General features: G+C 40.9%; 16 protein-coding genes. 2 read left to right on the top strand and 14 right to left on the bottom strand.

Annotated features, from left to right (window positions below; translation table 11 throughout):
- Positions 1 to 70: 70 nt before the first annotated feature.
- The 4 genes from tkt to yneA all read right to left on the bottom strand — a co-directional run bounded on the left by tkt (position 71) and on the right by yneA (position 3,529).
- Positions 71 to 2,074 (bottom strand): transketolase, encoded by a 2,004-nt coding sequence (tkt, locus tag MHB62_RS09525; protein WP_003231593.1) that lies wholly within the window; start codon positions 2,072 to 2,074, stop codon positions 71 to 73.
- 168 nt (positions 2,075 to 2,242) lie between these two features.
- Complete coding sequence (locus MHB62_RS09520; RefSeq protein WP_003231595.1) at positions 2,243 to 2,476, bottom strand: DUF896 domain-containing protein; 234 nt, start codon at positions 2,474 to 2,476, stop codon at positions 2,243 to 2,245.
- A gap of 63 nt (positions 2,477 to 2,539) precedes the next feature.
- The gene (locus tag MHB62_RS09515) at positions 2,540 to 3,193 is read right to left on the bottom strand and encodes a recombinase family protein (protein WP_003231596.1); all 654 of its coding nucleotides are present in this window, start codon (positions 3,191 to 3,193) and stop codon (positions 2,540 to 2,542) included.
- Between the two features lie 18 nt (positions 3,194 to 3,211).
- Positions 3,212 to 3,529: a cell division suppressor protein YneA gene (gene yneA / locus MHB62_RS09510; protein WP_003231598.1), complete on the bottom strand. Its 318-nt coding sequence runs from the start codon at positions 3,527 to 3,529 to the stop codon at positions 3,212 to 3,214.
- 149 nt (positions 3,530 to 3,678) lie between these two features.
- Here yneA and lexA point away from each other — a divergent pair, with 149 nt between their 5' ends.
- Complete coding sequence (gene lexA, locus MHB62_RS09505; RefSeq protein WP_003238209.1) at positions 3,679 to 4,296, top strand: transcriptional repressor LexA; 618 nt, start codon at positions 3,679 to 3,681, stop codon at positions 4,294 to 4,296.
- Between the two features lie 336 nt (positions 4,297 to 4,632).
- Here the strand turns inward: lexA and MHB62_RS09500 are convergent, their stop codons facing one another.
- Together MHB62_RS09500 and fosM are read right to left on the bottom strand one after the other, a co-directional pair.
- The gene (locus tag MHB62_RS09500) at positions 4,633 to 4,929 is read right to left on the bottom strand and encodes a hypothetical protein (RefSeq protein WP_223257629.1); all 297 of its coding nucleotides are present in this window, start codon (positions 4,927 to 4,929) and stop codon (positions 4,633 to 4,635) included.
- Positions 4,838 to 5,272 carry a FosM family fosfomycin resistance protein gene (fosM, locus tag MHB62_RS09495; protein ID WP_003231604.1) on the bottom strand — a complete coding sequence of 145 codons (435 nt, stop codon included), beginning with the start codon at positions 5,270 to 5,272 and terminating at the stop codon, positions 4,838 to 4,840. Before fosM ends, MHB62_RS09500 begins: the two co-directional genes overlap by 92 nt.
- A gap of 207 nt (positions 5,273 to 5,479) precedes the next feature.
- On the opposite strand from fosM, the gene MHB62_RS09490 reads away from it, so the two are divergent.
- The gene (locus MHB62_RS09490; protein ID WP_003245454.1) at positions 5,480 to 5,929 is read left to right on the top strand and encodes a YndM family protein; all 450 of its coding nucleotides are present in this window, start codon (positions 5,480 to 5,482) and stop codon (positions 5,927 to 5,929) included.
- A 26-nt stretch (positions 5,930 to 5,955) separates the two neighbouring features.
- On the opposite strand, the gene pghL is transcribed toward MHB62_RS09490, so the two are convergent.
- The 8 genes from pghL to MHB62_RS09450 form a co-directional block, all read right to left on the bottom strand.
- On the bottom strand, positions 5,956 to 6,714 hold the full coding sequence (pghL, locus tag MHB62_RS09485) for a gamma-polyglutamate hydrolase PghL (protein ID WP_003245793.1): 759 nt from the start codon (positions 6,712 to 6,714) through the stop codon (positions 5,956 to 5,958).
- 225 nt (positions 6,715 to 6,939) lie between these two features.
- A complete protein-coding gene (locus MHB62_RS09480) occupies positions 6,940 to 7,254 on the bottom strand; it encodes a hypothetical protein (RefSeq protein WP_003245621.1) in 315 nt (104 codons plus the stop codon).
- An 87-nt stretch (positions 7,255 to 7,341) separates the two neighbouring features.
- Positions 7,342 to 8,982 (bottom strand): YndJ family protein, encoded by a 1,641-nt coding sequence (locus MHB62_RS09475; protein WP_003231612.1) that lies wholly within the window; start codon positions 8,980 to 8,982, stop codon positions 7,342 to 7,344.
- Positions 8,979 to 9,596, bottom strand: a complete 618-nt coding sequence (locus MHB62_RS09470; RefSeq protein ID WP_003244960.1) for a DUF4166 domain-containing protein — start codon at positions 9,594 to 9,596, stop codon at positions 8,979 to 8,981. The genes MHB62_RS09475 and MHB62_RS09470 overlap by 4 nt, the downstream gene beginning before the upstream one ends.
- 4 nt (positions 9,597 to 9,600) lie before the next feature.
- Positions 9,601 to 10,407 carry a hypothetical protein gene (locus MHB62_RS09465; RefSeq protein WP_003231618.1) on the bottom strand — a complete coding sequence of 269 codons (807 nt, stop codon included), beginning with the start codon at positions 10,405 to 10,407 and terminating at the stop codon, positions 9,601 to 9,603.
- A gap of 146 nt (positions 10,408 to 10,553) precedes the next feature.
- Entirely contained in the window at positions 10,554 to 11,768 is a 1,215-nt protein-coding gene (locus MHB62_RS09460; protein ID WP_003245832.1) for a Ger(x)C family spore germination protein, read from the bottom strand.
- Entirely contained in the window at positions 11,758 to 12,849 is a 1,092-nt protein-coding gene (locus MHB62_RS09455) for a spore germination protein (protein WP_003231622.1), read from the bottom strand. Before MHB62_RS09455 ends, MHB62_RS09460 begins: the two co-directional genes overlap by 11 nt.
- Before the next feature lie 29 nt (positions 12,850 to 12,878).
- The gene (locus MHB62_RS09450; RefSeq protein ID WP_003231624.1) at positions 12,879 to 14,441 is read right to left on the bottom strand and encodes a spore germination protein; all 1,563 of its coding nucleotides are present in this window, start codon (positions 14,439 to 14,441) and stop codon (positions 12,879 to 12,881) included.
- Positions 14,442 to 14,675 lie beyond the last annotated feature (234 nt).

Below are 14,675 nucleotides of genomic sequence, written 5' to 3'. Positions count from 1 at the left end.
AACAGCCAATACTATTTTTGTCGGATAAACAAGAAAAAGAGGATGATTTGACTCATCCTCTTTCAAAAGCTTACTTATTGATTAATGCCTTAACTCGATTCACTACGTTCGGAACTGAGAAGCCGTATTCGTTAATGATGGTTTCACCAGGAGCAGATGCACCGAATCGGTCTATGCCGAGAACGTCACCTTCAAGCCCCGTGTATTTGCCCCATCCAAATGATGAGCCCATTTCAATTGCAAGACGTTTTTTCACATCTGCAGGAAGGACTTCGTTTTTGTATTCATCAGATTGTTTCTCAAAACGGTCCATTGAAGGCATGCTGACAACAGAAACATCGATATTTTCTTTTGCCAATTCAGCCTGCGCTTCAATTGCAAGACCTACCTCTGATCCGGAAGCGATGAGAAGAGCGTCAGGTGTTTCGTTTTTAGATTTAGAAACGACATATGCACCTTTTTCTACTCCTGCCAATGCTTCTTCAGATGTTTGATCGATGGTAGGAAGGTTTTGACGTGTAAGCACTAGCGCTGTTGGGTGGTCAGTGCTTTGCACTGCAAGCTTCCATGCTGCTGCTGTCTCATTGCCGTCTGCTGGACGGATCAAAGAAAGGTTAGGCATCGCACGGAGTGAAGCAAGCTGTTCAACAGGCTCGTGCGTCGGACCGTCTTCACCAACCGCAATACTGTCATGTGTGAAGACATATGTCACAGGAAGGCCCATTAACGCTGCAAGGCGAATCGCAGGACGCAGGTAATCAGAGAAGACAAAGAAAGTTCCGCCGAATACACGAAGACCGCCATGAAGCGCCATACCGTTTAAGGCCGCACCCATCGCAAATTCACGTACACCAAACCAGAAGTTTTTGCCTGAGTAATCAACCGCTGTAAAATCACCGGCATTTTTAATAGTCGTTTTGTTCGATCCCGCTAGGTCAGCAGAACCTCCGACAAAGAAAGGAATTTTTTTCGCAAGTCCGTTGAGAACTTCACCGGAAGATGCACGGGATGCCAAACTGCTTCCTTTTTCATACACAGGAACCTCTTGATCCCAGTCCTTCGGAAGCTCTCCTTTGATTGCCAGTTCAAGCTGTTCAGCAAGTTCAGGATAAACTTCTTTATATTTAGCGAATTGAGCATTCCATTCTTGTTCTTTTTTCTCACCTGATTCTTTAACAGCTGCAGCGAAATGCTCATAAACTTCTGACGGAACGTAGAAGTCTTCTTCATATGTCCACGCGTAAGCTTCTTTTGTTAATTTGCTTTCTTCTTTACCAAGCGGCGCACCGTGAACACCGGATGTACCGGCACGGTTAGGTGAACCGAATCCGATTGTCGTTTTCACTTCAATTAATGTAGGTTTCTTTTCATTTTGGCGTGCTTTTTCGATAGCCGCTGTTAATTCTTCAATATTGTTTCCATCCTCAACATAAAGAACTTCCCAATTCATTGCTTCAAAACGCTGTTTCACGTTTTCAGAGAATGAACGGTCGAGGTCTCCATCAAGAGAGATGTCATTAGAATCGTATAGTACGATCAGACGGCCAAGCTGAAGATGGCCTGCGAGTGAAGCGGCTTCAGAAGAAATACCTTCCATTAAATCACCATCACCGCAAATACTGTATGTATAATGATCGACTACGTTAAATGAATCGCGGTTGTATGTTTCCGCTAAATGGCGTTCAGCAATTGCCATACCGACTGCCATGGCAATTCCTTGGCCAAGCGGACCTGTTGTAGCATCAACACCGGCAGTATGTCCGAATTCCGGATGTCCTGGTGTTTTGCTGCCCCACTGGCGGAATCCCTTAAGATCTTCAATACTAAGATCAAACCCGCTTAAATGAAGCATGCTGTATAATAGTGCTGACCCGTGTCCAGCAGATAAAACAAAACGGTCACGGTTAAACCAGCCAGGGTTTGCCGGACTTACGTTCATAAATTTTGTCCACAGCGTGTATGCCATTGGAGCGGCTCCCATCGGCATCCCTGGGTGACCAGAATTTGCTTTTTCAATAGCGTCTATTGACAGTGTGCGAATGGTAGCAACTGATTTCTTTTCAATTGTATCCATAAAAATCCCCTTCCTTATGTGTTGTACCCTTACATCATAAATGTCTGACGACTTTTTCTCAACTGTTTCAGCTTAAATTTGAGAGAAACTTGTTGAATTTTGTCACATAAGAGTTTTGATTATAGTATATGCAAAAGAGGAATACGATATTGCCGTATTCCTCTTATATTAGTGAAGTTTGTTATTTCTTTGTTCTCTTTTTAGCTTTTCTGGTGTAACATCATTGCCTTCTGGGTCAATGATTTTCACACTTTTTAACGTGTTCTTCATAGAAGAACGAAAACCTTTCAAGTACTCTTGACGGAGCTTTTGCTGTTCGGCTTTTTCTTCTTCTGTAATAACGCCAGCTTTAGCTTTGGCAGCAAGTTCATTAATTCTGGCAATTTTCGCGTTTGAAATCATGTTAAACTCCTTTATTGCATTTTGTCTATATAGTACTAGATCAAAAAAAGTTTTACAACTGATTCACTCTGCAGTCTCTTCATTCTCTATGTATTCCTGAAAACGCCGGTGAACGGTTGCTTTAGAGACATCATAGCCAAACCCTCTTAGGGTAGCCGCGATTTCAGCAAACGTCAGTTTATTCGCTCTCAGGCGGACGATCTCTGAGATTGGCACCTCTATTTTTTCTTTTCCACTGTTCCCATGTTGGTTTTTTAAGTTTTTTTGCGGTTTAAAACCGTTTTTTACTGCACGTTTCATTCCCCGTCTGATTTTCATGTTGTGAATCTTTCGCTGATACTCTTCCACAATGCTGACGATTTCCAAGACCATTGAGTCAGCCTCCGATAACTCCAGTTCACCTCTATGAGCCGTTGTATAGACTTTCACACCTTCTCTATAAATACAATGAAGCAGTGCGATTTTTGCGTTTCCCCGTCCGAGCCTTGTCTCATCCTGAACCAAAATGACATCAATATCAGCGTTCTTAATCTCATCGAGCAGCTCAAATACACCATCCCGATCCATTTCATATCCGCTGGCTTTTTCTGAAATCACTTTGACCACTTCCATGCCGTTCTCCGCTGCAATGGCCGTAAGCTCCTCCTCCTGCCGCTTTAATGACGTTTCCTGCTGTTCTTTATTTGTGCTTACACGGGCATAAATGAGTGCTTTCATTTTATCTCTCTTTCCTCTCTATCTTACAGTTGCTAATTCATATGCATCCTGATGCTTCTTTTTCAATGGGATCACTAACTCATCACCCGGCTGGATATCAGAGGTTTGAAGTTGATTTTTATCAGCTACCCATTCAATAAAATCATTTTTGTTTATCTTTTTTGTATCGGCTACCTGATCAGCAATTGACCAGAGTGTGTCGCCTTGCTGGACTTCTATTTTAACATACTGATTAAGCTCTTGGCCGCTGCTTGTATATGACAGCATAAGGATAACCGCGCTCAAAATCACTGTAAACAGACCGACAAAAATAATAGATTCTTTACTCATGATCATAACCTCCAACAGGAATGTTTGTTCGCATTTTTATAATTTCAGTATATACGAACAAACGTTTCTGTCAATTGTTTTTTCGAACCTATGTTTGTACTGTAAGGAAAATCATGCTATAATCTTCTTAAAATCGACGTTTTGAGGTGCGAAAAATGACGAAGCTATCAAAAAGGCAACTTGATATCCTCCGTTTTATTAAAGCAGAGGTTAAATCAAAAGGATATCCGCCTTCCGTGAGAGAGATCGGAGAGGCTGTCGGGCTTGCGTCCAGTTCTACTGTCCACGGCCATTTGGCCCGTTTGGAAACAAAAGGGCTGATCAGACGAGATCCGACAAAACCAAGAGCAATAGAAATTCTTGATGAAGAAGTAGACATTCCGCAAAGCCAGGTCGTTAATGTACCGGTCATCGGGAAAGTCACGGCGGGATCTCCTATTACAGCAGTAGAAAATATTGAAGAATATTTTCCGCTCCCTGACCGCATGGTTCCTCCAGACGAGCATGTATTTATGCTGGAGATTATGGGAGACAGTATGATAGATGCTGGTATTCTCGATAAGGACTATGTCATCGTTAAACAGCAAAACACAGCGAACAATGGGGAAATTGTAGTTGCGATGACAGAAGATGATGAAGCAACTGTAAAACGATTCTATAAAGAGGATACCCACATTCGCTTGCAGCCTGAGAACCCAACGATGGAACCTATCATTTTGCAGAATGTCAGCATTCTAGGGAAAGTGATTGGCGTGTTCAGAACCGTCCATTAATCTATTGATCTATCAGATGCATAAAATAACCCCCTCTTCCTTTACGGAGAGGGGGTTTGTTGTTCAAAAAAAGCAGGCTCGCCCTGACTTTTGGGTGCGAGCCCGAATAGGAGGAAAAAGAACATCATGTTTACACCATAATTATCCACCAAAAGATTGTTGAAGTCAAGAAATTTTCTTTCCTTTAGGAAACTTTTATCAAAATATGAACATTTAGAATATTAGACGCCATCTTCTTAAAAACGTTTCATTTTTTAGGTCGTGGAAGGATGCGGTTTTATATTTATTAAGGGGCAAAGCAATTGAAATATACTGAAAATTTAGTACATAGTTTAATTAGTTCAACATTTGATAAAACAGCTCGCTTTCTTCATATAAAATGTAATGTAATGTGTATTTCAATTTCACCTTCACCCAATCACTTGTGCAGTTCAAAAGATATGGCATCGTTGAACAAGTCGGGTAGAAACCTTCCCCAAACATAAAGTCTCCACCAACACCCTTCTTTAAATTTAACCTTATATGAAATATGGTTGTGCTATCAAAAGGCCGTTTCATCATAAAAGTGCATATGCGTTTTTTCTTGTTTGTAATATCGAAGCCTGTCTTGAAGGGTTCCGGTATGAAATTCAAATTTGTGGCCGTCAGGGTCGGTAAAATAAATTGATTTTCGATCGCGTTCATCTCGTTCTCTGCCAGGCAGAATATTGACATGAAGTCTTTTTAATTTAGCTGACATCTCCTCAAATTCATGATCTTCAATTGTAAAAGCAATATGGGTATAAGAAAGCTTAATGTCATTTCTCGGGATGTCTGGTTCTTCATTAAGCGCTAGCCAGATGCCGTTCATATCAAAATATGCAGTTGTTCTTCCCTTTACCAAAAGCTTTGCACCAAACACTTTTTGATAAAAATCAATCGATGTATCCAAATGCGAAACTGAAAATAGCAAGTGATTGATTCCTTTTATCTCCACAAATCATTCCCCCCTTGAAAGCTGATCATCCACATATACGACTTTTTTCATAAGAAAGTTTCATACAGCTGAAAAAAATACCAGTGTAAACAAAAACGGACTGTTTAAAATAGTAACATGACCATTATGAATGGTTTTGAATTGCATTATTTATCATTTGTTTACGCCCAAGAATTTTCTTCAAAAAATAACAATTTAGGTGGTCAAATGAAACATATCATTGCGCTTGCTTCAAAGATTGCTTTCACTCTCGCCCTTTTATATGTGATTTTGGACAGAGTCTATCACGCATCCTTTTTAAGTGTGATGTTTATTGCACTTTTCTTAGGTTTTGTTTCCTATCTTTCTGGTGACATGCTCGTCTTACCCAGAACAAACAATATTACAGCTTCATTGGCTGACTTTGGCCTTTCATTCGTTATTCTTTGGGTATTTGTTTTAACCCAAACAAGAAACGATTTCTCACCATTTGGAGCGGCTCTCCTTTCCGCTGCCTGTCTTACTGTTTTTGAATACTTTTTTCATCGGTATTTACTGAAAAATGTGCTTGATGAAAATTTCCGAAATGAACTGTCAGCGAGAGATAACACGTTGCAGTATCAAACGGAAGCCGCGGACGAGCTGTTTCCCGAAACGAAAGAGAAGCATAAGGAATAGGAGGCTGTCTTATCGCCTCCTATTTTTCAGTAGCTATTTTTGAGAAAACGGAACATCACTTCTGTAAACTCATAAAACCTCTCATTTTGAGTAACAGCTCTGCTTTTTAAAGAAAAGATGCCGAACAAAGACTTTCGAAACCCTGTGCTCATTTCTATCTGAATACTTAAACCTGTTTTTGATTTATTTGCAATGTTATTCGGACTAACGCCCGCATGCGGATGGTCCATATTGAGCAATACAGCAGGAAAACCGGCATGCTGCAATTTCTCAACTAAATCTGCCGCTCTTACGCGATCTGTACCGCCGACTTCGATCTGCTGATCTTCTTCTGCGTACCCGTGTAATGAAATGACATATTCATGATTTCCCGTCATTTTAAGGGCCCGAGGTTCATCAAAGTGTGTGCTCGTAATGTGCAGGACTGAGTTTCCTGCCGATTTTAAGCCTTCAAATAAATACATCGAGTACTCTTTGCTGAGCTCTCTCGCTACTTCACTTGTCCCGCCTTCAATACCTCCTCCGTGAATAGCTAAAACAAGAACAGGGCTTCCGGTTTCTTTCGTAACAACGCCATAATCAGAAGGATCTTCATTGTTTTTTAATTCCTCAAAATTCTGATATACATCTTCAGCATAAATTGAAGAAATCGGAGTAAACACCATAAAAATCATCAATAATTTTACAATTTTAATAGTTGATGGAAAACGTTTGGCTATGTTACAATCAACATGCTTCAAGGAATGGAGCAAACGGCGGAGCAGGGATACTTTGGCCGGTTTCATCTACTCCGCCTCTAAGTCCAAATCAACAGAATGTAGGTCTCTTTGAGGCTTTAGCACGAATTCTCTCGTCCTCCTTGTTAAATTTTTGTTAAATTCACAATATTATATACCATTAGCCCGGGCGCTGTTCTTCTCATTTTTGAATTTATGAAAAGTAAGCTGGCACCACCTCCCCCATTTTCCATACAAAACAAAAATGCACCTGCCCTTTGGCCTGTGCACTTTTTATTTTCTCTTCATTCTTCGTTTTTTTGCTTGATTTAATTTCATGATGTTTTTTTCAATTTTTCTTATGTTTCGCCTTTGCGGGATTGTTTTCATTTCATAATAAACAGAAATAAACCCGCTTACTGTCACTGCTGCAATATAAAGGACGCGCTGTTTGATCATCCGGTCAGCATGTCCATGATCATTCGCTTCTTTTTCCAGTCTTTCGATCACAGCTTTATCAAACAGCTGATCGACATACACTTGTTTCATTCCCACTGCAAACCCAGCAGCCAGCCAAAGAATCAGAAATAAACTGATATAAAACACCATAAACCCTTCCTTTCCTGTCTTGATGCGGTGCAGAATTTTAAAACAGTTCATCTCATTACAACTGGCAGACGAAGCTTCTTCTTTGTGTTAGGTTCTTTCAATAGGCTGGTTAATATGTGTAATGCTGTAATGAACAGTTAGAAATTTTATTCCAAACAGCCACATATGATGAACAGCGGTTAATTTGTTGTCATGTACAGCTTCTATCAGAAAGGTTTCAGATAAAGGAAGCGGACAAGTTCCCGCTCTTGTTTGCAGATAAATCCCCTCATCCCCCGCTCTGCTTTTTCTCCGCCTGCTTGTTAAAACCAGCTTCTCCTGATGATGATATGGTTTTAAAATACCTGTCATGCTGCTGAATGGAAGCGGTAAAGAAATATTCATATACCCCTCTCCATTTGAACGATACACTGAATAAAGAGCGGTAAAAATGGTTTCGTTTTTTTCATTTGTTCTAATCCAGGCACGTACTCTTTCCCTTCCGTCTTTTTTCGAATGAACACCTTTTATCTTGCTGTACATCCTATACCAGTCAGGGTTCGTCGAAAGATGTATTTGGCCGATTCTTCTGCTGAACCATTCGTAAATAATTGCAAGCGGCCGAAACCACGTGCTCCATGTTACTTTTGCTTTAATATTGTATTCGATGGTTTGTTCATAAAACGAAAGAATGAGCGGCGCCAGTTTTTCTGGTGAAAAATCTTTTGAACGCAGGCTGCCCATATCATCCACAAGTCCGCTGTACCGAGCGTTATTTTCAGCTTGAATGTTAGCTAAAAATTCTTCTCCAATCTTTCTTTTTCCGTAGATACGGCTGAATGTCTTTACACTGTCTGCATCAAAAGGTTTCGCATCCTCTATTCTCCACCCTATGAGAGCGGGCAAGATAACACCAAACGCGTTGACAAAACCGTGAATCCAAATCATCTGATTGATGGTCAATGTAACTTCTTGCCGAAAGACACCAAATGAATAAATCATCGAGAAAGCAATCGTTATCATTAAAACAGCGGAAGAAAGCCGAATAAGAAATGTCCCCGTCTTGGTGCGAAAAGCTGCCGTGAACACCAAAAATGCATGAAGATAAATCGCCGCCATATAAATGCTAACCGCAATGACATCAAGTGTTTTTGAATATGTGATGCCCAGTGCGATAAGAAGGGGCGAAAGCAAAATCACCCATGTTATCCAACTGTACAACATCCGATGTTTTCTAATGGTTCTGCCGAGTAAACCGTTGAAGATCGGGATCAGAAAAGCAGAATAGTGAAAGTGGACAGCAGTCAGCAAAATGATGAGAGGGCCAAATTGCATGATCTGCAAATGGGCAGCATAAGCAAAAAACCAAAATCCTCCTCCCGCCAAATAAATAAGACCGAACAAAACTGATGTCTCTTCGATTCTATGTATCTTTGTTTCCCAAAGGCGGAGGATCGCATACAATGCATTAAAAACTGTGTACATCCACCAGATAAGTGCGAAACCCCCAACCTCCGTCACTAGAGCCAGCACCGCAAAGAATGCGGCTACAGGATAGCACTGGATTAGCCCGTTTTCCATAAACTGAGCAGCACGAACCGGAGATTGACGAAAAACAAAAGGAAAAATTCCCGGCACGAAAAATAGAATGGATAACAAAACGAGTGCCTCTGCCACTGAAATATCCGGTGCTTCTGCTGCAAGAAATCCAATAAAACAAAGCGCACTGACTATGCCATTTCGTTTCATGATTCTCTCTCTTCCTCCTGAAACGTTCCCTTATAAAAGAAAAGAGTGCCAAGAATTGTATTTTGCACATGCACTTCAATGGTGAAACAATTCTTTTTTTCATCAAACGTTTCGCAAACTTCGGATGTACCGGTCAGCCATTTCGGCAGCGGGATTCTTTTTCCGCATATCAATAGCCATTGCTTTCCCGATGTGATCGTAAGAGAGCCGTCAAGAGATGCCTCGAACGTCAAAACAGACAGCAGCAGATGAGGTTTGCCGAAGAAATCAAGTATTCTATTTTCTTTCTCGTCATATATCATTAACGCATCAAAGAAACGTTTTTTGCCTTTAAAGAAAAATGTACGATTCCATTCTATTCCTGTATGTTGCGATTTCAAAAGACAAGTTCTATTTTGTATTGTAAATGGAATGTCTTTGCCTCTTTCTGAAAAGAAGCATCTGAAAAAAACACCCAGCTTTAACAGCATTCTAACCAGAAAAGAGCCTCCGCTTATTTCTGACATCGTTCCCGTCCCGCTGAATGTATGAGACCCGTCTAATTGGTACCGTTTCTGCAGCTTGGGATGCAGCAAATGATAGTTAATAATTGATTTTTCATAAATCGAACTCACAATGTCACTTCTTTCTCTTTCGTTTTGTGCGCCTGGCACTGGGGAGCTGCAGGCTAAGAGCGCCGCTTGCAGCGGAAAACACACTCAATAGAACCCACATGAATATTTCGGAACCTAGACAAGCAAACCCAGCAAAAATACAAGCCTGGACACCATGAATGATCCATTTTCTTTTTAAAGGAAGCAGCCACAAAATAGCTAAGCCTATCTCCGCTGTTCCTGTCAATATGCTTGTCTTAACACCTGCAAAGCCTTGATAGAACCAAAACAGGCTGAAAAACAGACACATGAACACATAGATGATAGCAGATCGAATGAAGCGCTTCGGATGTTTATTTTGCTCTACCCAAAGCCTTAATGCATCAAAGCTCCAGGCAGTCGCCCAGCCAAGCAGCGGCCGAAATAATAAACGATCAATCCATCTTCCCAGCAGTCCGTAGGCTGTTTTGTATTGGTACTGTGTTAAAAACGTCATTTTCCCATTTTCTCTCTGTATATACTTCCAGTAGCCGCTTCCATGCCGAATCAGAGATAATGGATGATCAGAGCCAAAAGCCAGTGAAGAAGACCTTTCAGATGAACATTTGTTGAAAACACCGACGGTTTCTCCTGTACCTGACACCTTTAATCCAAAGCCTACCCTTGTTTCGTAAAGAAACTTCTGTTTTTCGCATGGCTGACTATTCAAATACGTAATATTTGAAAACCGGAGATCCCATTCCTTATGCAGTGATGGGTTTTGTGTATATTCCCAGAGTGTATCCAGATCAGATTTCATTTCGATTTCTACATAAATCGGTTTCTGCCTCACAGCCCCTTCTCCCTTCTATTTCAAGCAATTCCTATATTAGCATATTGGTCGATTTGAAAAGTGTATATCTCTCCAAAAAAAGTATCTTTATCCTAATAAATGCATAAAAAAGAGAAGAGAGGTTTCCTTCTCTTCCTTGGGATTCATTACTGAGTTTTAACCGTGCCGAAATGAGTAATTGTGACGTTCACACTGTATGTGATGTCGGCTTTACTGAAGGTGTCATCCCAGTTATTTTTCACCCTTTTCCATAAGTGAGGATATGTAAGTCTAAAAGATTCATCAAAACCCGCAACATCTGCTTTATAATCATGCTGAATTTTTTTTAATACCTGACCAACTATTTTCTTTACCTCGTTTTCAATAGTCGTTTCGAGACGATCTATAAACTGGGTGTCCAACGCCTCTTTTGTGTTCCAGTTTTCAACCAAATCGCCTTCTGATTCAATATCGACATGGAATGAAATATCTTTCCCTTTTACGATTGGCTGAATTCTGCTTTTGATTTTATTGATATCGTACGCTAACGTCTGTTGGCTCTTTTTATCATGACTTTTGACAACTCCGCCTTTCCCTTCTCCTCTAATCCATGTAATCCCCTCAGTTTCATATTCATTTAAGGTGCCTATCATTTTTTTCGATTTTCCGTTGATTACAGCTGCTCCGGAATACTTGACCGCTCCATTCGCCGCAACCACATTTTGCAGTAAAAAGCTGCTGCCAGAATGCAGTTTTCCAATTAGTTTCGCGAGTGTCATAGGGGGAAGAATTCTGGAAACTTTATGTTCATTTTCACCTAATCCAATCAGCCGAAATGCCGGAATTTCTCCGTTCTCTTTCAGCTGGAGAGCGTCTCTTGCTTCCCCTTTAGCAGATAAAACAAGACAGCTCAGCCTGATTTCATTATCACGAAAAAATTGATCCAGCATTTCGTCGATAGGAAATGTGTGCAGCACATCTTCACTCATGACAACAACTTTTAAATGCGGGCTAAACACTTCTCGGTCCCGTCTTAATGCAACCTCACTTCCGATCTGCTGTAATGAATCCCCTGTTTCACTTATATTAATGTACGCTTTTTGCGCTCCTTGTCCGCTACCGCCTCCCCCGCTTGTGCCCGCGCCTGCCGCTTTTTCATTAACAAATTGATAGGTCAGCGTAATGTTGTCTTTTTTCGGATAGCTCCCGCCCTCTTCTTTTAACTCTTTTTCAGTGTTCGTTTCTTTTCCTTTATCAATTGCGATAGCGAATGTGAGACCCAGATCTTCTATTTCCCGACTGCTCCAGCATCCTGTTACGCAAATCATCAGCAGACATACTATGACCATAGCAGGCAATTGACGTTTTAGTTTACTTTTCACCTCTTTTCCTCCATTTCGAAATGACTAACAGCAAAATCGGCAAAGCGCCAAATATATACAAAGCGATATGACTGACCGTATCGCCCAATATAAAGACGTCATTTTCATTTTTCGGCATGCAAGAGAGGATATATATAACAGGAAGCAGCCCAAACATACATGAAAGGGGTTTCTTTTTAAAAACTTGTGAGACTCCCAGGGAAGCTGCATAAAAAGTGATAATAAACGTGGCAAAAAGCTGCATAATCCAAATCACAAGCAGAAATGATTCAAACCGTTCAAATATTAAACCAGGTATTTCAAAACTTCTCATCAGGTCAAGCCCCGGCCATGTTCTCGTCACAACTCCCTCAACTGATAGTGCACCGATGACCATAATCATCGTAATCATATAAAAACTGGTCACAACGCCTGTCCCGATCACAACTGCTTTCACCGCATTTTTCGGCTTTTTCATAAATGCTACTAAAATGAACATAATTTCTGAACATGTAAATGAAAGGTTCGTTGTCTTTACACCTCTAAGAACCGGCATGATTCCATCACCTAATACAGGGCGCAAATTGTTGATCTCAAATATGCCTAAACTCATGAGGGCTATCGTTAAAAAGATGATGACCGTAATCGGAAAAATCATTTCAAAAAGCCGTGCAATCGGATCTAGGCCTTGTGTAATTGAATAAAGCCCAATCCAAAGAACTGTCATAATGATGGCCCAAGAAGGTGTCCCTTCGAGGAGAAAAAAATCCACGATTTCGGACATGACTCTGACTTCAAATGCACCGAGTGCCAGAAAATAAGTAATAAAAACAATACTGATCAGATGCCCGAGCCATTTTCCTACAATATGTCGGGAGTATTCATAAAAGGTCTCCTTAGGATACTGCTGGCTTAATTTAGCTATAATCATCCCGGCTATTACCGCTAGGACCCCGCCTAATAAAACTGAAATCCATCCATCAGGAGATTGTGTTTGTTCTGTTACTGTCCGAGGGAGCGTAAGAACTCCGGCAGCAAGCATATAATTAATGATGATAATCGTTGCCTGAGCGGTTGTGATTTTACTGGTTGGGCTGAACATGAGACTTTATCACCATCCTGTCGAGTTCATCACTTCACCCGTTTTGTATTATCTGTATTCATCATTTTAGGCCGGCGCTTCATGACTAAAAGAGGCATTCTGATAACAAAGTCTTTCCAATCTTTTAAGTGATAGGGCACTGCCGGACTTGCGTATGGCACACCAAAGCTCTTTAGCTTTACGACATGGCTGCTTAGCAGCAGATAATACATAATGACTCCAAACAATCCAAACACCGCCGCACAAAACATCGCGCCAAACCGAAGCATCCGAAGTGCTATACCTGTGCTATAATGCGGGATGGCAAATGAAGAAATTGCTGTGAGCGCAACAACAATGACCATGATTGGACTGACAATCCCCGCCTGCACAGCTGCTTCCCCGATGATTAATCCGCCAACTATGCCTATTGCGGGTCCAATTGGTTTTGGCAAACGAAGCCCCGCCTCTCTTAAAATTTCAATCGCGACTTCCATAAATAAGGCTTCAATCAGAGATGGGAACGGAACACCTTGGCGCGTCCCGGAAATTGAAATCGCCAGCTTGGTCGGAATTAACCCAGGATGAAAAGAAATAAATGATATATATAAAGCGGGTGCGAATAACGTTATCATTGCTGCGATGAACCTCAGCAATCTGATGAGCGAGCTCGGGAACCACCGTTCATAATAATCTTCAGGCGATTGAAGCATCATGCTGAAAGTGACTGGAACAATCAAAGCAAACGGAGTGCCGTCAAGCAGAATAGCTACTCTTCCTTCCATTAATCCGCTTATGACGCGATCAGGACGTTCTGTACTCTGTACTTGCGGGAACGGGCTCAAATAATTATCCTCAATTAACTGTTCAACGTAGCCTGACTCCGGCAAATGATCGATCTCAATCCCTCTCACTCTTTTTCTTACTTCCTCGACTACTTTTGGATCTGCAATGTCATTCATATAAGCGATAATTAAATCCTTTTTTAATCGTGTTCCTATTTCAAATCTCTGCAATGTTAATTGATCATTTTTTCCTTGCTGTCTCAAAAGAGCTGTATTCGTACTCAACTCTTCTGTAAAGCCTGTGCGCGGCCCTCTGACAAGCGCTTCTGAAAGCGGCTCCTCGATACTTCGATTTTGTTTTTTTACAGTTCCCAGAAGAAAGGCCTGCGGTATTCCATCGATGAGAAGCGCTGTCGAACCCATGAAAACATTCAACACGATATCACTGATTTTCTCTGAATCTATGACATCACCGATTGATACGATTTGATTTTTTATCTGTTTCGAAGTTAAAATACCTTTGCCGGATTGAGAAATTTCATCGCTTACCTGATTAGGTTGATTCATGACTAACACTGATAGTCCTTTATTAATCAAGTCCTGATCAGACAGTCCTTCAACAAAGATCAATGCCGCTTTCACATGTAATTGAGTGATTTCAAGCTCACGGAAATGAACGTCCCCGTTATGTCCTATTTTTCTTTTTACATGTTCTAAGTCGTATCCGATGTTACCGGTTAACACATCCTGATCCTGCTTTTCAGCTGTCGAATAATCTGATTTATGCTGCTTCTGTGTTTTGTACTGATTGTTCCGCCACCTCATCATTGCACCTTCTTATACATGAATCCAAGTAAACACTTTATAGATTACATATGGAACGAGAAATACTACTAACGCTTGAAACCACACATTCCAGTCAGTAAGTGTTGATATCATGTTATCCATCTGTCAGTTCCCCTCTCTCTAATAGGATTATTTTTCCCGTATACCTATTTTTTATGTTCGTCTTTTTTCTCAATAAAAAAGCATGATGAACATTTCATCATGCTTTTAAAGAAA

It is taken from the genome of Bacillus sp. FSL K6-0255, from assembly GCF_045040725.1.
Classification (GTDB): Bacteria; Bacillota; Bacilli; order Bacillales; family Bacillaceae; genus Bacillus; species Bacillus subtilis.
Note: the sequence above shows the minus strand (reverse complement) of the source record. Positions and strands in the feature narration are given on the sequence as shown.